This window comes from Clostridium sp. CM042, assembly GCF_055080995.1.
Genome location: NZ_CM143646.1, coordinates 2,515,148 through 2,533,947, shown reverse-complemented (window position 1 = coordinate 2,533,947; position 18,800 = coordinate 2,515,148). Strand labels below are relative to the sequence as shown.

23 protein-coding genes are annotated in these 18,800 nt (G+C 29.8%); 3 read left to right on the top strand and 20 right to left on the bottom strand.

The window, feature by feature from the left end; all coding sequences use genetic code 11:
- Positions 1-11: 11 nt before the first annotated feature.
- The 9 genes from rplI to ACWJJ7_RS11975 form a co-directional block, all read right to left on the bottom strand.
- Entirely contained in the window at positions 12-455 is a 444-nt protein-coding gene (gene rplI, locus ACWJJ7_RS12015; RefSeq protein WP_462962312.1) for a 50S ribosomal protein L9, read from the bottom strand.
- Complete coding sequence (locus ACWJJ7_RS12010; protein ID WP_462962311.1) at positions 455-2,446, bottom strand: DHH family phosphoesterase; 1,992 nt, start codon at positions 2,444-2,446, stop codon at positions 455-457. Before ACWJJ7_RS12010 ends, rplI begins: the two co-directional genes overlap by 1 nt.
- A 13-nt stretch (positions 2,447-2,459) precedes the next feature.
- Positions 2,460-3,467, bottom strand: a complete 1,008-nt coding sequence (locus tag ACWJJ7_RS12005; protein WP_462962310.1) for a DUF2232 domain-containing protein — start codon at positions 3,465-3,467, stop codon at positions 2,460-2,462.
- Positions 3,468-3,482: 15 nt separating this feature from the next.
- On the bottom strand, positions 3,483-3,797 hold the full coding sequence (locus ACWJJ7_RS12000; RefSeq protein WP_462962309.1) for a MazG-like family protein: 315 nt from the start codon (positions 3,795-3,797) through the stop codon (positions 3,483-3,485).
- Between the two features lie 299 nt (positions 3,798-4,096).
- On the bottom strand, positions 4,097-4,360 hold the full coding sequence (rpsR, locus tag ACWJJ7_RS11995) for a 30S ribosomal protein S18 (RefSeq protein WP_165411833.1): 264 nt from the start codon (positions 4,358-4,360) through the stop codon (positions 4,097-4,099).
- A 25-nt stretch (positions 4,361-4,385) separates the two neighbouring features.
- Positions 4,386-4,826 (bottom strand): single-stranded DNA-binding protein, encoded by a 441-nt coding sequence (locus ACWJJ7_RS11990; RefSeq protein ID WP_462962308.1) that lies wholly within the window; start codon positions 4,824-4,826, stop codon positions 4,386-4,388.
- 11 nt (positions 4,827-4,837) lie between these two features.
- On the bottom strand, positions 4,838-5,125 hold the full coding sequence (rpsF, locus tag ACWJJ7_RS11985; RefSeq protein ID WP_165411835.1) for a 30S ribosomal protein S6: 288 nt from the start codon (positions 5,123-5,125) through the stop codon (positions 4,838-4,840).
- Positions 5,126-5,246: 121 nt separating this feature from the next.
- Entirely contained in the window at positions 5,247-5,456 is a 210-nt protein-coding gene (locus ACWJJ7_RS11980; RefSeq protein ID WP_462962307.1) for a DUF951 domain-containing protein, read from the bottom strand.
- Positions 5,457-5,484: 28 nt separating this feature from the next.
- Complete coding sequence (locus tag ACWJJ7_RS11975) at positions 5,485-5,736, bottom strand: DUF3343 domain-containing protein (protein WP_462962306.1); 252 nt, start codon at positions 5,734-5,736, stop codon at positions 5,485-5,487.
- A 328-nt stretch (positions 5,737-6,064) separates the two neighbouring features.
- On the opposite strand from ACWJJ7_RS11975, the gene ACWJJ7_RS11970 reads away from it, so the two are divergent.
- Genes ACWJJ7_RS11970 through yyaC form a run of 3 tightly spaced genes read left to right on the top strand, consistent with a single transcriptional unit; the run spans position 6,065 to position 8,932 of the window.
- On the top strand, positions 6,065-7,219 hold the full coding sequence (locus ACWJJ7_RS11970; protein WP_462962305.1) for an aminotransferase class V-fold PLP-dependent enzyme: 1,155 nt from the start codon (positions 6,065-6,067) through the stop codon (positions 7,217-7,219).
- Between the two features lie 10 nt (positions 7,220-7,229).
- A complete protein-coding gene (ytvI, locus tag ACWJJ7_RS11965; RefSeq protein WP_462962304.1) occupies positions 7,230-8,282 on the top strand; it encodes a sporulation integral membrane protein YtvI in 1,053 nt (350 codons plus the stop codon).
- A 47-nt stretch (positions 8,283-8,329) separates the two neighbouring features.
- Positions 8,330-8,932: a spore protease YyaC gene (gene yyaC, locus ACWJJ7_RS11960; RefSeq protein WP_462962303.1), complete on the top strand. Its 603-nt coding sequence runs from the start codon at positions 8,330-8,332 to the stop codon at positions 8,930-8,932.
- 104 nt (positions 8,933-9,036) lie between these two features.
- Here yyaC and ACWJJ7_RS11955 read toward each other — a convergent pair whose 3' ends face one another.
- From ACWJJ7_RS11955 to rnpA, 11 genes are all read right to left on the bottom strand, one after another.
- Positions 9,037-9,534, bottom strand: coding sequence for a DUF4446 family protein (locus ACWJJ7_RS11955; RefSeq protein WP_462962302.1), 498 nt, complete (start codon positions 9,532-9,534; stop codon positions 9,037-9,039).
- Between the two features lie 39 nt (positions 9,535-9,573).
- Positions 9,574-10,422 (bottom strand): ParB/RepB/Spo0J family partition protein, encoded by an 849-nt coding sequence (locus tag ACWJJ7_RS11950; protein WP_462962301.1) that lies wholly within the window; start codon positions 10,420-10,422, stop codon positions 9,574-9,576.
- Positions 10,423-10,425: 3 nt separating this feature from the next.
- On the bottom strand, positions 10,426-11,196 hold the full coding sequence (locus ACWJJ7_RS11945; RefSeq protein ID WP_462962300.1) for a ParA family protein: 771 nt from the start codon (positions 11,194-11,196) through the stop codon (positions 10,426-10,428).
- A gap of 260 nt (positions 11,197-11,456) precedes the next feature.
- Complete coding sequence (noc, locus tag ACWJJ7_RS11940; RefSeq protein ID WP_462962299.1) at positions 11,457-12,236, bottom strand: nucleoid occlusion protein; 780 nt, start codon at positions 12,234-12,236, stop codon at positions 11,457-11,459.
- A gap of 108 nt (positions 12,237-12,344) precedes the next feature.
- A complete protein-coding gene (gene rsmG, locus ACWJJ7_RS11935) occupies positions 12,345-13,064 on the bottom strand; it encodes a 16S rRNA (guanine(527)-N(7))-methyltransferase RsmG (RefSeq protein WP_462962298.1) in 720 nt (239 codons plus the stop codon).
- A 203-nt stretch (positions 13,065-13,267) separates the two neighbouring features.
- Positions 13,268-15,166: a tRNA uridine-5-carboxymethylaminomethyl(34) synthesis enzyme MnmG gene (gene mnmG, locus ACWJJ7_RS11930; RefSeq protein WP_462962297.1), complete on the bottom strand. Its 1,899-nt coding sequence runs from the start codon at positions 15,164-15,166 to the stop codon at positions 13,268-13,270.
- An 8-nt stretch (positions 15,167-15,174) separates the two neighbouring features.
- Entirely contained in the window at positions 15,175-16,551 is a 1,377-nt protein-coding gene (gene mnmE, locus ACWJJ7_RS11925) for a tRNA uridine-5-carboxymethylaminomethyl(34) synthesis GTPase MnmE (protein WP_462962296.1), read from the bottom strand.
- A gap of 214 nt (positions 16,552-16,765) precedes the next feature.
- Complete coding sequence (gene jag, locus ACWJJ7_RS11920; RefSeq protein ID WP_462962295.1) at positions 16,766-17,392, bottom strand: RNA-binding cell elongation regulator Jag/EloR; 627 nt, start codon at positions 17,390-17,392, stop codon at positions 16,766-16,768.
- 142 nt (positions 17,393-17,534) lie between these two features.
- Entirely contained in the window at positions 17,535-18,197 is a 663-nt protein-coding gene (gene yidC, locus ACWJJ7_RS11915; protein WP_462962294.1) for a membrane protein insertase YidC, read from the bottom strand.
- 20 nt (positions 18,198-18,217) lie between these two features.
- Entirely contained in the window at positions 18,218-18,427 is a 210-nt protein-coding gene (yidD, locus tag ACWJJ7_RS11910; RefSeq protein WP_462962293.1) for a membrane protein insertion efficiency factor YidD, read from the bottom strand.
- Positions 18,399-18,791, bottom strand: coding sequence for a ribonuclease P protein component (gene rnpA, locus ACWJJ7_RS11905; protein WP_462962292.1), 393 nt, complete (start codon positions 18,789-18,791; stop codon positions 18,399-18,401). The genes yidD and rnpA overlap by 29 nt, the downstream gene beginning before the upstream one ends.
- Positions 18,792-18,800: the final 9 nt, after the last annotated feature.

The following is an 18,800-nucleotide window of genomic DNA, read 5'->3' as shown; positions in this document are numbered from 1 at the left end:
GGTTTATATGATTATTCCTCACAAACAAGAACTTTTATCTTAGTAGATATCTCTGGGTATATTTTAATTTCTACATCGTAAGTTCCTAATAATTTTATTGTATCTGTTACTATTTTCTTTTTATCAATATCTAAATTACACTGTTTATTTAATTCTAACGCTATATCTTTAGTTGTAATCGCACCAAAAAGTTTTCCATTTTCTCCAGCTTTACCAATTATTTTTACAACTTTATCTTTAAGTTCATTAGCTGATTTTTGTGCATCTTCAATTTCAGATGTTTTCCTTTTTCTTTCAATATCATTTTTTTTATTTAATATGTGCATATTTGAGTCTGTAGCTTCCTCGACTAATTGCCTAGGAATTAAATAATTCCTTACATATCCATCTGCAGCGTTTACCACATCACCCTTTTTACCCATACTTTTAATATCCTTTAATAATATAACTTTCATTATTTTTCGCCCTCCTTTAAATATTCATCTATAGCTTCATTTAATTTCACCACCACTTCTTCAAGTTTCAATGAAGTAAATTTCGTACCAGCCATAGTCATATGTCCGCCTCCACCTAATGTCTCGAGTATTAACTGTACATTTATTTTCCCAAGAGACCTTCCACTAATAAATACTTCATCTCCTGTTTTTACAATAACAAATGACGCTTCGATACCAGTAATATTTAGAAGTTCATCCGCAGCTTGGGCAGCTAATACAGTATCCTCTATTACTTCTGGACAGACGGCTACAGCAATTTCATTTTTAACTTTCGCTGATCTTATAATATCAGCTCTTTTCAAATAAATACTCAAATCATCACAAAACATTTTTTTAACATCCATAGTATCTGCACCATGCCGCCTTAAAAAAGCTGCTGCTTCAAAGGTCCTGACTCCTGTTTTAAAAGAGAAATTTTTTGTATCCACACATATTCCTGCCAAAAGACTTACTGCTTCTATATGTTTAAGCTTTGGCTTATCTACCATATATTGAATCATCTCAGTAACTAATTCAGCAGTAGATGATGCGTAAGTTTCCATATAACTCAGGACCGCCCCTTGTATAAAATCTTGTGACTTTCTATGATGGTCAATTATAACTACTTTTTCTACCTCTTTAACTATTTCTAAATTTTGAACATGACTTTCATTGTGCACATCTACTAATATAATTAGGCTATTTGAATTTTTAACACTTTTAAATTTTTCACTTGTTATAAAAGTATTTTTGTATTCTTCATCTGCGAGTATTATATCCATCATGCTTTTTATACCACTATTTATTCCTTCGAGAATAATATAGCATTCTTTGTTTGATTTTTTAATAATACTATATAGCCCTATGGCCGAACCTAAACAATCAGGATCAGCATTTTTGTGTCCCATAATGAAAATTGTGTTACTCTCATTTACTAAATCCATTAATGCATGAGCTATAACCCTTGCACGAACCTTAGTTCTTTTCTCAACTTCTTTTGTTTTCCCTCCAAAGAAAGATAACTTTTCACCTTTTTTTACAACTGCTTGATCACCACCCCTACCTAAGGCAAGTTCCTTAGCTGAGGTAGCAAATTCATAGTTTTTAAGTGGTGTATCTTCTCCCCTACCAACGCCCACACTTAAAGTAACTGCGAGTTTATTACCATTACTTATTTCGCGAACACTATCTAGTATATCAAATTTCTTTTCTATTTCTTTTTCAATATACTTGTCTTGAACTATAATAACATATTTATTCGATGTATACTTTTTTACCACAGCATTTACGCTCTGTCCATAGCTGTTTATTGTTCTCTCAATATCTGCTACAAGTAAAGGCGCCTTATCTTCTTCTGTAGTTTTAACAACATCAGCAAGGTTATCAACCTCCACTAGCATAACGCTTTCCCTGTTACCGTTAATACCTTTTATCAAATTGGTTTTTTCTGTTATATCATAAAAATATAAAAGCATAATCTTATCTTTAACATTTTTATTCTCGTTTGTGTCAACAATATTTGTGTAAATTTCATACCAATTATCTTTTATTTTAATATTTGGAAATATATTCTTCTTACCCTCTAAAACCTGTTTTAGATTTAGTTCCTTAATTATATCTCTAATATTTTTATTTAGAAGATCTTCCCCTTCAAGCATTGTAGTTACACTTTGATTATACCATAATATATTTCCCATATACCCTATTATTATTAGTGGAAAAGGAAGTTTTACTAAGGTGCTTGTGGTTGCTATATCAAGTTTAGATGAAAAATTTTCAATAAATTTTTTCCACTCATTTTTTTTAACCTTCGAGTTATAGATATTATACACTACTAGTATTGCGTATAGTCCCAGTGTTAGGGTTCCCACTTCAAAGTGTCCATAATAAAATATTATACATATGAGTAGGGCCATTGTCACCATATATATTTTATTATTAACACTAAAATAATTATATTTATTATCCATAATTAGCCCCCAATTATTTTCTTTTAATTCTATATGGATCAAGCTTTCTAAAATCAAAAGCCATCTCCATGAGTCCTATTGAAAAGTAAATATTACCTAGAGGCGAAAGCACTGTTAACACTAAAATTAGTAGTACTACTGGTTTAGATAAATTCTTTTTAACTCTTAAAAAATACGTAGCTGCCGCAAGTCCATTTATCACAAATACAAGTTGCACAAGTAATTGGGAGGAATTTAGTATATAATTCCCTCCGGCTATTTTTTTTGATGAAAGTATTATGCCTATACATACTATGCCTATTAATACAGCTCCTAGTATGTTAGAAACGTAAACTCTGCTAAAATGTAATACTTCAACCATTTTGTAGTTTAGTTTCTTTAATATGGCTCTAGACACTATATAATTCAAATAAGCTGATATAAAGGAATACATAAAAATAACTACCGGTATTCCTACCAAAATTGTCATAACATCCATTTTGTTTATCATTTCATAATTTTTATCTAAAATCTTCAACTGTTCCGGGGTAATTCCTGCTTGCGAATAAAATTTTTTTGCTCCATCAAAGGAAACTTTCATTGTTTGCTTAAAAAATTCTAAGTTTTTGGAAATAAAATTCACAAAACTTACTTTTTCTATAAATAACATAGAAAAAGCTATGGTTAGTATATTTGATATTGCAGAGCCGATAGCTAAAAAGAATAAAGTTATGGATGACTTTTTATTTTTTTTAACACAATACCCAAGCGCAATTCCAATAATACTATAAGTTATAGCTGAATATATTGCCATTATTGGATTATATACTAAAGATGTTAAAATTATACTCAAACATATAGCAGTGATTGTTATTTTGATGTTATGCCTTATGTAGAGTATTGCCACCGGAATTGGCAATATTAAAGTTCCTATAAATGAAACAATTGGCAAGTATCCCGTTATAATCATTATTACTGAAATTATAACAGCTATAAGCGAAGCCTCTACAATTGCCTTTGTACTATACTTTTTATTCTCCATTTTTTCCTCCATTACTTATCTTTCCTTTATATGCGAATATAGTTTACTTAGATCTTTTCCATCCTTTTCTATATTATCTCCTTCAACTATTCCCACCTTTAGTTTCTTTTTCATACTCTCATCCACGGCTACATTGGAATATCCTAGCCTTTCGCCTAATATATATAAAAGTATTATTGCCCCGGAAATGCAATCTAGTATGGCGTCTTGAGCAACATTGCTTCCTTTACTTAGCAACTTGAAGAAATCACCTATTATACATAATAGCTCAGCCTTCAAACTTTCAATTATCTTAACATTAGACATTATATTAAAATCTTGTCTCTTCATAGTATATCATCTCCCCTTGTAGGCTTATGCTTATAACTCCATTTTAGTTAGTTTTCTAAATTTATGCAACTAAAGTTTATTTCTATATAGAGAATTCGTAGGTTAATATCTAATATTTTTCTCGTTTACATTTTATGGGTTACAACTACAAGTATACTACAAATCATACTGCATAATATATACTTTTATATTTATATTTTGATTATTGAGTAAAATATTTATTTTTATTTGTAAAAAAATAAAAGCAGCTACCTTAAGGCGCTGCTTTCAGTCATTTACTATTTATTAGTAAGAGTTTACTATTCAGTAGTAAATGGTAATAATGCTATGTTTCTTGCTCTTTTTATAGATACAGTAAGCATTCTTTGGTGTTTTGCACAGTTTCCAGAAATTCTTCTTGGAAGAATCTTTCCTCTTTCTGTAACATATTTTCTCAATTTATTTATATCTTTATAGTCGATTGCAGTTGCTTTATCCATACAGAAAGCACAAACTTTTCTTTTCATTCTCTTTCTGTTTCCGCCAGCACCGCCGCCGCTTCTTTTATGTTCGTTCATAGCCATTGTTGTTTTTCCTCCTTACCTAATATTAGAATGGAATATCTCCATCATCAATTGGTGTTATATCACTATCATTGCTAAAACTATGAGATCCAGCATTTGATTCGCTATTATTTCCACCTTGATTAGTATTCGTACCTGATGTTTTATTTCCTCCCCATTCAAGGAAGTCAACTTCATCAGCAATCACTTCAGTAACATATCTCCTAGTACCATCTTTAGCCTCATAATTTCTAGTTTGAATGTTTCCAGATACGCTTAAAAGCTTGCCTTTACTCATGTAATTAGCAGTAGCTTCCGCTTGCTTTCCAAATACCACTACTGGTATAAAGTCTGCTTCTGGTTGACCTTCTCTTTTAAATCTTCTATTGACGGCTACAGTGAAAGTGGCTACAGCTGTTCCTGTCCCTTGAGCAAACTTTAACTCAGGGTCTTTTGTTAATCTACCAACTAAAACAACTTTATTCATAAATGCACCACCTATTTTTCTGGATTTATTATGATATGTCTTATAACACTGTCAGTAATTCTGAATACTCTATCTAATTCTTTCGGTAATTCAGGTTTTGCATTGAAATTGATTAATGTATAGTGACCTTCACCAACTTTTTGTATTTCATAAGCTAATTTTCTTTTGCCCCACGCATCAACATTTTCAATTTCTCCACCATTATTTTCTATTACACCTTTAAATTTTTCAACGTTAGCTTTAACAGCTTCTTCGTCTAATGAAGGATGTAATATGAATATAGTTTCATATTTTCTCATTAATTTCACCTCCTCCCCTCGGACTAACGGCCATGCATTGCACGGCAGGGATTACAATAATAGATTATATCATTTAATTATGCATTAATCAAGTAATTATTTTTTTATAGGTGCTTTTTCTTTAAAGCTCTTTTTCTTTATTTAGTACATTTTCTTTTATAATTTTCTTTACACCAGAATCAAATTTTATCCTTGGAAGCATCACTATCCGAGCGCAACCTAAACATTTTATTTTTATATCCGCACCTAACCTAATTATTTCCCAATTCTTGCTGCCACAAGGGTGAGTTTTTTTCATTTCAACAATATCGCCTAAATTGAATACCTTCATTACACATCCCGCCTTTAATTTATTATTACTATATTGTCATAACTTTTACACTTTCTTTATCCCGTACAAAAATTTCTTTTACCTTTATCTTTTCTAATTTAATTAGCTCAATTATACTTTGAATATTCTCATCATCTATTTTTAAACTAATCCCACAACTTTTAGTTATATACGTAGGTGTAGGAACAACTACTACCTTAACCTGTTTTCGCAGTGCTTCTCTTTCCGCTTTCATGGCTTCATGTGTATTTTGAAATGTTACTATATAATATTTATTCAATATTTTTCACCCTACTTCCACGTCATAATATTAATCACTTCATATACATTTACAGAACTTTAGATTATAATATTGTATAATATGTTAATTAAAAAAATGTATTTATAATGCAATATTGTCTATCATTTCATATTATATGAATCTAAAATTCTAACTTTTAAAATATTCTTATAAAAAATGTATTTTATTATTTATCTAATTTTATTATAAACTATTTATAGCCTTAATTGTATGAAAACAAAATTTAACTTGTTATACATAATATTAATAGCTTCTATATTTTTTATAGAATATAATAATAAATTATTATGTAATATTGGAGGAAATCATGAAAATATATTTAGACAACGCAGCCACCACCTTTCCTAAGCCGCCCGCAGTGTATAATTCAATGATGAATTACATGATGAATATAGGTTCAAACCCAGGAAGAGGTGTATCTACAACTTCACTTACCGGAAATAGAGTTATTTTAAATTGTAGATATGCCTTAATGGACATTTTTCACTTTGATAAAGTTGAAAACATAATTTTTACACCAAATATTACTACTTCTTTAAATATACTTATAAAATCTACATGCCAAAAAGGCTGGCATGTAATAACTTCTTCAATGGATCATAATGCTACCTTAAGACCATTAAACTCCCTTTGCGAAAAAGGGATTATAGAATTAGACATTGTCCCTTGTTCAAAAGAAGGCTTAATTAATGTAGACGATTTTGTAAATACACTTAAACCTAATACAAAATTGGTAGTTCTCTCACATGCGTCTAACATCATTGGAAGTATTCAGCCTTTAGAATCTATCGGTAGGATATGTAAAGACAAGGGCATTTATTTTGTTATAGATACTGCGGCAACTGCCGGAGCATTACCAATAGATTTTTATAAATTAAATTGTAATGCCCTAGCTTTTACAGGTCATAAAAGTTTACTTGGACCTCAAGGTACCGGTGGATTTTTAATTGACGATAATTTAAATGAAAGATGCACCCCCTTTATAGAAGGCGGAACAGGTAGTCTTTCATCTAGTATTGTTCAACCAGATTTTTTGCCTGATAAATTCGAAAGCGGGACTCTAAACGCCCCAGGTATAGCTGGCCTTTTAGAAGGTATTAATTTTATTAATGACCAGGGTTTAGACTCCATTCGTGAAAGCGAAGAATATTTGTGCAAAAATTTTATAGAGGGGCTTCTAAATATATCCTCTATTAATGTCTATGGTCTCACGGATAGTTCTAAAAGAACCGCTACTATCTCTGTTAATTCAACAAAAATCGACAATTCCGAATTAGGGTTTATTCTAGATAATGACTATGGAATTACAACAAGAACTGGCCTTCACTGTGCACCCCTGGCCCATAAGTGCATTGGAACATATCCAACTGGTACTTTAAGATTTGGAATTGGCCCTTTTAACGATATTAAAGACATTAACTATACCCTTAACGCTCTAAATACCATTATTAGAAAGGTGTGATTTTATTTACATGGAAAATATTCTAAAAAAAATTGATAAACTAGCTATATTTTTTGTTTTGTATACCTTTATTTTTGTAATATTTTTTGGAACTATCGGTTACACCCTTCCCTTTGTATTTGCTTTTATTTTAGCTTCACTACTTAAGATACCAACAAAATTTTTGATGAAAAAATTCAAACTAAAAAACACTATAGCTTCATTATTTACTACTACCATATTTTTCACTGTAATTGTTGTATTATTATCTTTAATCATCACCACTTTAACTTCAGAATCTATACTACTTGGAAAAAACATTCAATCATATATAACTTTAAACAAAAACATTCTACTTAATCTTTTTAGTAATTTACAAAATTATTATAAAACTTTAGATCCAAGCGTAGTCAGTAATATTGAGTCAAATATTACTAATTATATAACCAAGACTATAAATATTAGCATGAATGCATCCACAAAAATTTTTTCGCAAACTCTAGGTTTTGTATCTACTATACCTTATATTTTAATGGTTTTATTATTTACTTTACTTACTACATATTTCTTCACAAAAGATTTCTCATCTTCAAGTAAAAAAAAGTTTGATTTAATTCCCTTAAAAAATAAAGATAGATTACATTCTATACTTGATGAATCAAAAAAAATGCTTAAAAATTATTTACTTTCTTACTTACTGATAATCACTATAACATTTTTAGAAACATTAGTTGTTTTTTTAGTTTTCAAAGTTAATTATGCTGTTACTCTGAGTGTATTATGTGGAGTATTTGATTTACTCCCTATTTTCGGTATAGGAGCTATCTACCTTCCTGTAATAATAATATTTTTTATATCTAATAATTATGTAGCTGCGTTAGGCCTTCTGATATCTTATATAATTGTCACTATAGTAAGACAAATTATAGAACCTAAGATTGTGTCTTCATCACTAGGTATTCACCCCGTAGCAGTTCTCGCTTCTATATTTATAGGATTAAAAGCAAATGGTATTGTTGGGATGTTGTTCTGTATGTTCTTTTTAGTCTTTTACAATATATTGAAAAAAGTTGAAGTTTTATAGAATAGAAAACCTCCTAAATGGCTAATATCCAAATAGGAGGTTTTTTTATGGTAGATAAAGTTATTTTAGATTCTATGTCCAGAGATTGCACTTTTAAGTTAAGAGATATTATAAGTCAATATATTTTTCCCATAGCAAAATGCTCACGTCCTATTGTTGTTTTATGTATTGGCACCGACAGGTCTACTGGTGATAGTTTAGGACCCCTAGTTGGAAACAAGCTTAAATTTTTAGTTAGAAATAGAATTCATATTTACGGTAGTCTTGAATGTCCAGTCCATGCAAAAAATTTATGTGAAACAATTGATGAAATTAACTATTCCTATACCAACCCTTACATTATTGCAATAGATGCTTGTCTGGGAAGTTTGCAAAATGTAGGAAAAATCATTGTTGAGGAAAAACCATTAAGTCCTGGTGCTGCTATGAATAAAGATTTACCTAAAGTAGGCGATTTAAGCATAACAGGCGTTGTAAATATATCTGGAGCCTTTGAATTTATGGTTCTTCAAAACACAAGATTATATACAGTAATGATGCTTGCTGATGCTATATCCAATGGTTTATACCATTCAATACTCAAAATCGCAGGCGGAAAAAAATCCAATTCCATTTATGGTGATTTCAACATAAAGGACGTTGAAGGTTAATTTATATTGATTAACTGCTTTATTAGATTTTAAGTTTTATTAAACAAATATAAAATCCCAAGGTATCTAATGGATATCTTGGGATTTATATTTGTTTTTTATTTTTATAAATTTATAGCTTGCTCTAAAACTTTATTTTCTTCCTGAGATAATTCATACCTAGATATCCCTTTATCTATTGGTTTACCATAAGTAGTACTCTCGTTTCTACCATAAATACTTGTTAATATAGCACCACTACCGTTTCCGTCAATCAATGCTATAGAGAAACTTAAATCACTTCCACTATCATCAAATGCTTTGTATCTTATCATTGAAGTTTTTTGCACACAAGTTTTCAGTTCCCCATTTATTTGTTCATACCGTTGTTTTATAGTTTCATTTTGATCTTTAACTTCGTCAATTTTGTCTAAATAAGATGTAACAACTTCTTCTAAATTTTTACTATTTACACCTCTCATTAATTTTCTGTATCTTCTCTCTAATTTATTTAAAGATGCATAGGTTATTATAATTATTACTATTAGTATAAATACAATAATCATAAGAGCTATTACTATATAAATCTGTTCATTGTCTATAAAATTAATTATACTTTGCATTTTGAATTACATCCTCTCCATTATGTTTCACGTGAAACATTATATATTAAAAACCTCTAAAATCCTTTCAAAATCTTCTTCTGAATAATACTCAATTTCTATTTTACCCTTATTTTTATTTTTAGAATTTATAAGGACTTTAGTGCCAAAACGATTTTCTAATTTATTCATTATATCTTTATAATATATATTATTTTGATTTTTAACTATTTTTTCTGGTTTTTCATTTCCAAAGTTTTTTACTAACCTTTCTGTTTCTCTCACGTTAAGACTATCATCTATAACCATTTGAGCAATTTGATACTGAAGCTGTGTATCACTTATGCCGAGTATTGCCCTTCCATGTCCCTCCGAAATTACTCCATCTATTATGTAATCTTGAACTCTTTCATCTAAGTTTAATAATCTCATGCAATTTGTTATAGCTGTTCTTGATTTGGAAACCTTTTTACTTATTTCTTCCTGAGTAAGATTAAAGTCTATTAATAGTTTTTTGTAGGCTATAGCTTCTTCAATTGGGTTTAAATCTTCTCTTTGAATGTTTTCTATTAATGATATTTCTAATACTTCTTTATTATTTATATTCATAATGATTGCAGGTATTTCTGCGAGTCCAATACTTTTTGCTGCTCTAAATCTTCTTTCACCTGCTACTACTATATATACATCCTCTTCTTTATTCAAAATAATAGGTTGAATAACTCCATGTTCTTTTATTGATTGTGCTAATTCGGATATTTTTTCAGGATCGAAGCTTTTCCTTGGCTGATCTTTATTAGCTTTAATCAAATTCATGGATATTTTGAAAACTGTGGAACTATCTTCTGTAAATTTTTCTTCTGGTATTAAAGCTCCTAACCCTTTACCTAATCCAAATTTTTTGTTCAATATTTAACATCCCCTTTGTCTATTTAAAAATTCATTTGCTAACTTTTCGTAAGCTTCTGCTCCCTTGCATTTATCATCATACAACATAATTGGTAATCCAAAACTTGGAGCTTCAGCTAGCCTCACATTTCTAGGTATTGTTGTTTTATAAACTTTATCATTGAAATATTTTTTCACTTCTGATACAACCTCATTACAAAGCTTTGTTCTATTATCATACATACTAAGAATTATACCCTCAATTTCTAATTCTTTATTTAAAGATTTTTTAACCAATTGGATTGTATTAACTAATTGGCCCACACCTTCTAATGCATAAAATTCACATTGAATAGGCGTAAGCACGCTACTCGCAGCTGTAAGCGCATTTATGGTTAAAATCCCTAATGAAGGTGGGCAATCTATAAAAATATAGTCAAACTCACCTTCAACTTCTTTAATCTTTTCTCTTAGCTTATTTTCACGGTTATTTATACTAATCAATTCTACTTCTGCACCTGCAAGTTCCATTGTAGAAGGTACTAAATACAAATTATTTACTAACTCGCATTCCTTTATAGTATCCCTAATTGAAATATCTGATGTTAATAAATCATATGTTGATAAATTCATTTGTTTCTTATCAAATCCTAATCCACTTGTAGTATTTCCTTGAGGATCAATATCTATTGTTAATATTTTTTTCCCTTGCATAGCTAAATAAGAACATAGGTTTATATTTGTAGTAGTTTTACCTACTCCACCCTTTTGATTAAATATACATATGGTTTTCATGGCTACACTTACCCTTCATAATATTATTTGTATTTCTATAGTTTATAAGTTATATAACCATCTATAACTTACGATTTATATAGGTTAAAGCTATATAAACTATAATTTGTAATTTATAATTTGATTTTTCTATATAATTTGATTTTTCTATATAGTTCATTATATATTTATGTTAAATATTTTAATAGTACTTTTTTGAATTTTTCAAAAAAACATCAAAAAAACAGAATGTTTCACGTGAAACATTCTGTTTTTAATGTCTATTTTTTAGGTATCCTTATTATTACCTCTATACTATCTTCTAATTCTTTAGACTTGTATTCTGCATTTATGCCATACTTATCAAAAACTTGTTTTATAGTATTTATATATACTCTAGGTGCAAAAATTCCTTTGATTCTTTTCTTGCCACCAACAGGAACTCCATCTCTACATAACTTCAATAGTTCTTTTTCAATAAGTTCCTCTGTATTTTTAACATTAAGCGACTTATCAACTACTATTTTAAGCACTTTCTTTTGGATGTTTATATCAGTTAATCTTAGCAAAGCTCTAGCATGTCTTTCAGTAAGCTTATTTTCTATCAAAATACTTGTTATCTGCTTATCCAATCTTAGTAATCTTAATTTATTTGCGATAGTTGATTGTTTTTTGCCTATCATTTGTGCTAACTGTTCTTGTGTGTAAGAATGATCCTGAATAAGATTATAATAAGCCACAGCTTCTTCCAAAAAATTCAAATCTTCCCTTTGCAAATTTTCTAATAGTGCAATTGCTGCGGAATCTTTATCTGTAATATCTATAATAATTACTGGGACTTGTTCAAGCCCTATTTTTTTTGCTGCTCTTAGTCTTCGCTCTCCTGCTACTAGTTCATATCTGTTTTCCCCAATTTTTCTAACTGTTAGCGGTTGAATTATCCCATAGGATTTTATTGACTGAGATAGTTCTTCAATAGTTTCTTCATTAAAATGCTTTCTAGGCTGATAAACATTTGGAGAAATTAATTCTATAGATACGTGATTTACATTATTTTTCATAATATACCATCCCTCAATTTTTCCTTTTCATTACCTTTTATTAACAATTCTCCGTTTTTATCTTATTTCCTTCTTTTTTTTTATTATTTCGTACGACAAATTATAACATTAAAATAAAGGCTCTTTAGTAACCATACCTGCTTTTCTAGGATATTTTCTATGTGTTTGCGAAATTTTACTTATTATTACTAAGTTATGGTTTAAATCACTGTCTTCAATTTGTACCTTTTCTATATGTTCGATTCGTCCACCGAGCATCCTAATTGCATTCTTTGATTGCTTAATTTCCTCTTCAACTGCAGGCCCCTTCATTGCAACAAAATATCCTCCAACCTTTACATAAGGTATACAATATTCACTCAGAACTGTTAAATTAGCAACAGCTCTAGATACTGCAATATCAAATTTTTCTCTATATTGTACTTCTTGTGCAAAATCTTCTGCTCTACCGTGAATAGCTTTAATATTTTCTAGATTAAGTGATTTAATTACTTCATTTAAAAATTTAATTCTCTTATTCAGTGAATCTAATAAAACTATATTTGTTTCAGGTTTTATTATTTTCATAGGTATACCTGGGAAACCCCCTCCAGTACCTATATCTATAATGTTCTTTGCATTCTTTAACTGATCAAACTTAAAAACCTTCATAGAATCAATAAAGTGTTTCTTTACTATTTCTTCATCTTCTTTTATAGCAGTCAAATTTACTTTTTCATTCCATTCCTTTATAAGATCTTTATATTTCATAAATTGCTCATATTTCTTTTCACTAAATTCAAGTCCTTCGTTATTACTAGCTTTATTTAATATATCAAAGTATTTCATATTTCAACTCCATGTTTTTTTATTGTTAGTTAATCATCACCTTCGCAGCTGTTCATCACCTTCGCAGCTGTTCATCACCTTCGCAGCTGTTCATCACCTTCGCAGCTGTTCATCACCTTCGCAGCTGCATTAACAACTTCAGAAGGAGCTTTAACTCCACCTAAGATTCATTTTTTAAAATAGTTTAATATTATTTATAAACGTTAAGACTTTCCTTCTGAAATGTTGTTAAGTCTCTTCTGTTGCTCAAGATATATCATTAGAACAGACATATCTGCAGGAGAAACACCTGATATTCTAGAAGCTTGACCTATACTTTCTGGTTTTATTTTACTTAGTTTTTGCATAGCCTCTATCCTTAATCCCTTTATATTGTCATAATTTATATCTTTTGATATGATTTTGTTTTCAAATTTTTTAAATTGATTAATTTGATCTAATTGTTTCTGGATATACCCTTCATACTTTGAAACAATATTAACTTGCTGCTGTATATATTTATTTAATTTAGGTCTATCGTTATCCAGTTTTTCAACTATATAGTAATCAAGTTCAGGTCTTTTTATAAGTTCGTATAAACTAATAGGCTTTTTCAGTGGAGTAGAATTACAAGAAACTAAAAATTCCTCAATTTCTTTTTTATTTGTGATTTGCAAATGTTTTATTCTCTCAATTTCCTCTTCAATTTGCATCTTCTTTTTCTTAAATATTTCGTATCTATCTTCTTTAACAAGGCCTACTCCATATCCTATTTCAGTTAGTCTTAAATCAGCGTTGTCTTGCCTTAACAGTAATCTATACTCTGCTCTTGAGGTCATCATCCTATATGGCTCATTAGTCCCTTTAGTAACTAAGTCATCAATTAAAACTCCTATATATCCATCAGACCTTTTTAATATTAATGGATCCTTATTTTGAATAGTAAGTGCGGCATTAATCCCTGCAATAATACCCTGCGAGGCAGCTTCTTCATATCCTGAGCTACCATTTATTTGACCAGCTGAAAATAACCCTTGAATGTTTTTAAATTCTAGTGAAAGTTTTAAATCCGTTGAATCTATACAATCATATTCTATGGCATAAGCCGTTCTCATAATTTCTACATTTTCAAGTCCAGGTACTGTTTTTAGCATTTCCACCTGAATTTCCTCAGGAAGTGAGCTAGACATACCTTGAACATACATCTCCTGCGTATTCTCACCCTCGGGTTCTATGAATATTTGGTGCCTTTCTTTATCTGTAAATCTCATTACTTTATCTTCGATAGACGGACAATATCTAGGCCCAGTACTCTTAATTGATCCATTATATAGCGGAGATCTATGAATATTTTTTCTAATTACATTATGAGTATTTTCATTTGTATAAGTTAAATAGCAGCATAGCTGATTTCGACTAATATCTTCGCTAATAAATGAAAATGGAACTACTTCCGCATCACCAAGTTGCTCATCCATTTTAGAAAAGTCTACTGACCGTTTGTTTATTCTAGCTGGAGTTCCTGTTTTAAATCTTCTTAAAGTTATACCCATTTCATCTAAAGATTTAGAAAGTTCATTAGCTGGAAGTAATCCGCTAGGTCCTTCATTATAACAACAATCTCCAATAATAACCTTTGATTTCAAATACGTTCCAGAAGCTATAATAATAGACTTAGTCGTAAAATATGCTCCATTTTTCGTAAGTACACCCTTTATTTTTCCTTTTGGAGCGTCTATAGCTATTACTTCTAATTGTCTCAATTGTAAATTTTCTTGATTTTCTAATACATGTTTCATCCTTTGTCCATATGCTTTTTTATCCGCTTGAGCTCTTAATGAGAACACAGCTGGGCCTTTTGATTTGTTTAGCATTCTCGATTGTATATATGTATTGTCAATATTTACTCCCATCTCACCACCAAGAGCATCTATTTCCCTTACTAAATGTCCTTTAGCCGTTCCACCAATATTGGGGTTGCATGGCATCAAAGCCACACTATCTAAATTTATAGCACAAATTAAAGTCTTGCACCCTATTCTTGCAGCTGCAAGTGCCGCCTCGCAACCTGCATGACCAGCTCCAATAACTATAACATCATAATTTCCTGCATCATACTTCATATTTATCCCTACTTTCCTAAACAAAATTCTGAGAATATTTTATGTATAATATCTTCTTCTAAAACCTCGCCTGTAATCTCACCTAACCTTATCCATGCATTTCGTATATCAATTGATGCCAAATCTATAGCTAATGTATATTCTAGTGCATTTAATGCTGATTCTAAGTTTTCCTTTGCTCTTACTAAAGATTCCTTATGTCTATTATTGGTAACAAATACTCCTTCAGTTTTAATCTCACCCTTAAAGAATAAATCTTTTATATATTCTTTAACATGATTTAATCCTTCACCTGTTTTTACTGAAACATTAGTTATGTACTTTGATTTTAGACTTTGTAACTCTTCTATCTCTATTTTACCACCTAAATCGCTTTTGTTTAATAGTACAATATATTTTTTATCTTTAATATATTTAATAATTTCTCTATCTTCATGACTTAATTTGTTACTTGAATCTAATATTAAGATAACTAAATCCGCCTCATCAATTTTTTCCTTTGATTTTTCTACTCCAATTTTCTCAACTATATCTTCAGTTTCGCGAATCCCTGCAGTATCTACTATTTTAACTGGTATACCTTCAATATTTATATATTCTTCTATTGCATCCCTTGTAGTACCCGGTACATCTGTAACAATAGCTCTTTTTTCTTTAACAAGAGCATTAAGAAGTGATGATTTTCCTACATTTGGTTTTCCAACTATAACAGTACTTAGGCCTTCTCTTAGAATTTTCCCTTCGTCAGCCGTACTTAAAAGTGCATCTATCTCACTAATTATATCAATAACATCTTCATTAACTTTTTCTGAAGTTACTTCTTCAATATCCTCTTCAGGGTAATCAACTGTAACCTCTATACTTGCAATTACACTAAGTAATTTACTTCTTATATTTTTTATTTCCCTGGAAATTGAACCTTCTGATTGCATAAGAGCTGACTTCATACTTAGATCTGTCTTTGCTCTTATTATATCTATAACTGCCTCTGCCTGGCTTAAGTCAATTCTACCATTCAGAAATGCTCTTTTAGTAAATTCGCCAGGTTCTGCCGTTCTCGCTCCAGCGCGAATAACCTCTTCTAAAATTCTATTAGTTCCAACTACTCCACCATGACAATTTATCTCAATAGTATCTTCTGCAGTAAAACTTTTAGGGCCTTTCATATATGAAATAATAACTTCATCAAGTCTACTACCATTTTTATCAATAATATGTCCATATCTCATAGTATAAGATTTTAAATCATGAAGTTTTCTATTATTTTTACCTATAAATATACTACCGACTATATCTATCGACGTATCACCAGATACTCTAATTATAGATATACCAGCTTCTCCTATACTAGTTGCTATTGCAGCTATAGTATCAAATTCTTTCATTAAATATAACCTCCTAATTTTATGAGTATTTATTATTATAAATATATTATATCTCAATATCTTCTGTAATTTCTACTACTTTCTTATTAGTATTTTTAATAACATTCGTAAAATTCAATGTTAACTTATTACCTTTACAACTGCACAAATAGCTTTGAAACTTAAGAATATAATTAATATTACATTTAGTTTTATAAATTTAAAAAGAAAGCCCTTAGGCTTTCTTCAAATCAACTACAACTCTTCTATAGGGCTCTTCACCTTCACTAAAAGTATAAATATATGAATCGTTTTGAAGTGTAGAGTGTATTATTCTTCTCTCATAAGGATTCATAGGCTCAAGTTTTAATACTCTACCACTAATCCTTACCTTATAGGCAATTTTTGATGCAAGCCTTTTTAAAGTTTCTTCTCTTTTTGCTCTATAATTTTCAGTATCTAATGTTACTCTTTTATACTCTTCATCATGATTTTTGTTCACAACTAAACTTATAAGATATTGAAGGGAATCTAACGTCTCGCCTCTATATCCTATTAATAGTCCCATATTAGGTCCAATTAATTCAATCTTTATTTCATTGTTTTCATATTTAAGGTTTACTTCAGCTTTCATACTCATAGACTGCAATACTTCCGTTAAAAAAGTTTTAGCCTCGTTTAAACTATCTCTTTTAACTGTAACTCTTATTTTAGCAGGTTTTACTCCTATGATATTTAAAAATCCTTTGCTACCTTCATCAATCGTTTCCACTTTTACTTTATCTCTTGTAACTTTTAACTGAATTAATGCATTATTAATTGCATCCTCTACATTTTTCCCCATCACTTCTATATTCTTCATACCACACTTCACCCGCCTTTCTAAATATCAAAATTAGGCACTTGTGTTAAATCATCATCTTCGATGCTGTAACATTAACGACTTCAGAAGGTAATTTAGACTTCCACCTATAAAACTGAGAGACTCTCCTTCTAAAATGTCGTTAAACTTCTTTTTTGGGAAGTTCTATTTTATTTATAACTAACGTTTGAATAACTTGTAATAAGTTATTTATTACCCAATATAATACTAATGCCCCTTTAAATTTAAGACTCATAAATCCCATAAAAATAGCCATTGCAGTATTCATTGTTGACGTCTGTTTAGATTTAGCAGCGTCTCCAGGTGGTTGCATAAGCTTTGATGAAAAGTATGTTGTAACGGTAGACAATATTGGTAATATATATAGAGGGTCAGGTTTTGTTAAATCATTAATCCATAAGAAACCAGCACCCTGCATATCTAAGTTGTTAAACACATAAAATAAAGCAAATAAAATAGGCATTTGAACAAGCATTGGTAAACATCCACCCATTGGATTTACTCCATTTTCTTTATATAGCTTCATTACTTCTTGCTGAGATTTTTGTGGATCTTTTTTATATTTTTCTTGAACTTTTTTCATTTCTGGTTGAATTGCACCCATTTTAGCTGTTGATTTAGTTTGTTTAATACTTAATGGCAATAATATTACTCTTATTATAACTGTAAAAATAATTATTGTTAATCCAAATGATATATCATTATTTGGTATAAGTGTATTCACTCCATTATGTATCAAGAAAAAGAACTTTGAAAGTGGATCACTTAAAAACTGTAATTTCAAATACAAAACCTCCCAAGTGGTTATTTAACTGGATCAAAGCCGCCCTTATTATAAGGATGACATTTAAGTATTCTTTTTATTCCCATAATAGATCCTTTTATTGCTCCGTATTTTTCAATAGCTTCTAAAGTATACTGAGAACATGTAGGGTAAAATATACAACAAGGTCTCTTAAACGGTGATATATATTTTCTATAACACTTAATGCCCAGTATAAGTATTTTTTTCATTATTAATTAAACCTGCTTTCTTAAGCAGTTTAGTCAAAGCACTCTCTATTTCTTTATAATTTTTAGAATTAGAAGGGTTCCTTGCAATAAACACTAAATCATATCCTGTTTTTAATCCTTCATTATTAAGCCTATAGTTTTCACTTATTAATCTTTTAACTCTACCGCGAATTACACTGTTTCCTACCTTTTTACTAACGGATATTCCACATCTATTAATATCTTTACCATTTCTATAAATATATAATACTAATAATTGGTTAGAAAAAGATTTTCCTCTTCTATATACTGTTCTAAATTCAGTATTCTTTCTAATTCTATATTTCTTAACATTAATATTAATATTAGCCGCCCTCTTTTCCACAAATTGCAG

What these genes read in the sequence shown, in the direction of transcription:
- ACWJJ7_RS11980 (WP_462962307.1), bottom strand. Translation starts at nt 5,456, where the DNA reads ATGAAGGTATTCAATTTAGGCGATATTGTTGAAATGAAAAAAACTCAC.
- mnmE (WP_462962296.1), bottom strand. Translation starts at nt 16,551, where the DNA reads ATGAAAGAATTTGATACTATAGCTGCAATAGCAACTAGTATAGGAGAA.
- ACWJJ7_RS12010 (WP_462962311.1), bottom strand. Translation starts at nt 2,446, where the DNA reads ATGGATAATAAATATAATTATTTTAGTGTTAATAATAAAATATATATG.
- rpsF (WP_165411835.1), bottom strand. Translation starts at nt 5,125, where the DNA reads ATGAGAAAATATGAAACTATATTCATATTACATCCTTCATTAGACGAA.
- ACWJJ7_RS12005 (WP_462962310.1), bottom strand. Translation starts at nt 3,467, where the DNA reads ATGGAGAATAAAAAGTATAGTACAAAGGCAATTGTAGAGGCTTCGCTT.
- rpsR (WP_165411833.1), bottom strand. Translation starts at nt 4,360, where the DNA reads ATGGCTATGAACGAACATAAAAGAAGCGGCGGCGGTGCTGGCGGAAAC.
- yidD (WP_462962293.1), bottom strand. Translation starts at nt 18,427, where the DNA reads ATGAAAAAAATACTTATACTGGGCATTAAGTGTTATAGAAAATATATA.
- rsmG (WP_462962298.1), bottom strand. Translation starts at nt 13,064, where the DNA reads ATGAAATACTTTGATATATTAAATAAAGCTAGTAATAACGAAGGACTT.
- ACWJJ7_RS11945 (WP_462962300.1), bottom strand. Translation starts at nt 11,196, where the DNA reads ATGAAAACCATATGTATATTTAATCAAAAGGGTGGAGTAGGTAAAACT.
- yyaC (WP_462962303.1), top strand. Translation starts at nt 8,330, where the DNA reads ATGGTAGATAAAGTTATTTTAGATTCTATGTCCAGAGATTGCACTTTT.
- ACWJJ7_RS11990 (WP_462962308.1), bottom strand. Translation starts at nt 4,826, where the DNA reads ATGAATAAAGTTGTTTTAGTTGGTAGATTAACAAAAGACCCTGAGTTA.
- ACWJJ7_RS11970 (WP_462962305.1), top strand. Translation starts at nt 6,065, where the DNA reads ATGAAAATATATTTAGACAACGCAGCCACCACCTTTCCTAAGCCGCCC.
- ACWJJ7_RS11955 (WP_462962302.1), bottom strand. Translation starts at nt 9,534, where the DNA reads ATGCAAAGTATAATTAATTTTATAGACAATGAACAGATTTATATAGTA.
- ytvI (WP_462962304.1), top strand. Translation starts at nt 7,230, where the DNA reads ATGGAAAATATTCTAAAAAAAATTGATAAACTAGCTATATTTTTTGTT.
- noc (WP_462962299.1), bottom strand. Translation starts at nt 12,236, where the DNA reads ATGAAAAATAATGTAAATCACGTATCTATAGAATTAATTTCTCCAAAT.
- rplI (WP_462962312.1), bottom strand. Translation starts at nt 455, where the DNA reads ATGAAAGTTATATTATTAAAGGATATTAAAAGTATGGGTAAAAAGGGT.
- jag (WP_462962295.1), bottom strand. Translation starts at nt 17,392, where the DNA reads ATGAAGAATATAGAAGTGATGGGGAAAAATGTAGAGGATGCAATTAAT.
- ACWJJ7_RS12000 (WP_462962309.1), bottom strand. Translation starts at nt 3,797, where the DNA reads ATGAAGAGACAAGATTTTAATATAATGTCTAATGTTAAGATAATTGAA.
- mnmG (WP_462962297.1), bottom strand. Translation starts at nt 15,166, where the DNA reads ATGAAGTATGATGCAGGAAATTATGATGTTATAGTTATTGGAGCTGGT.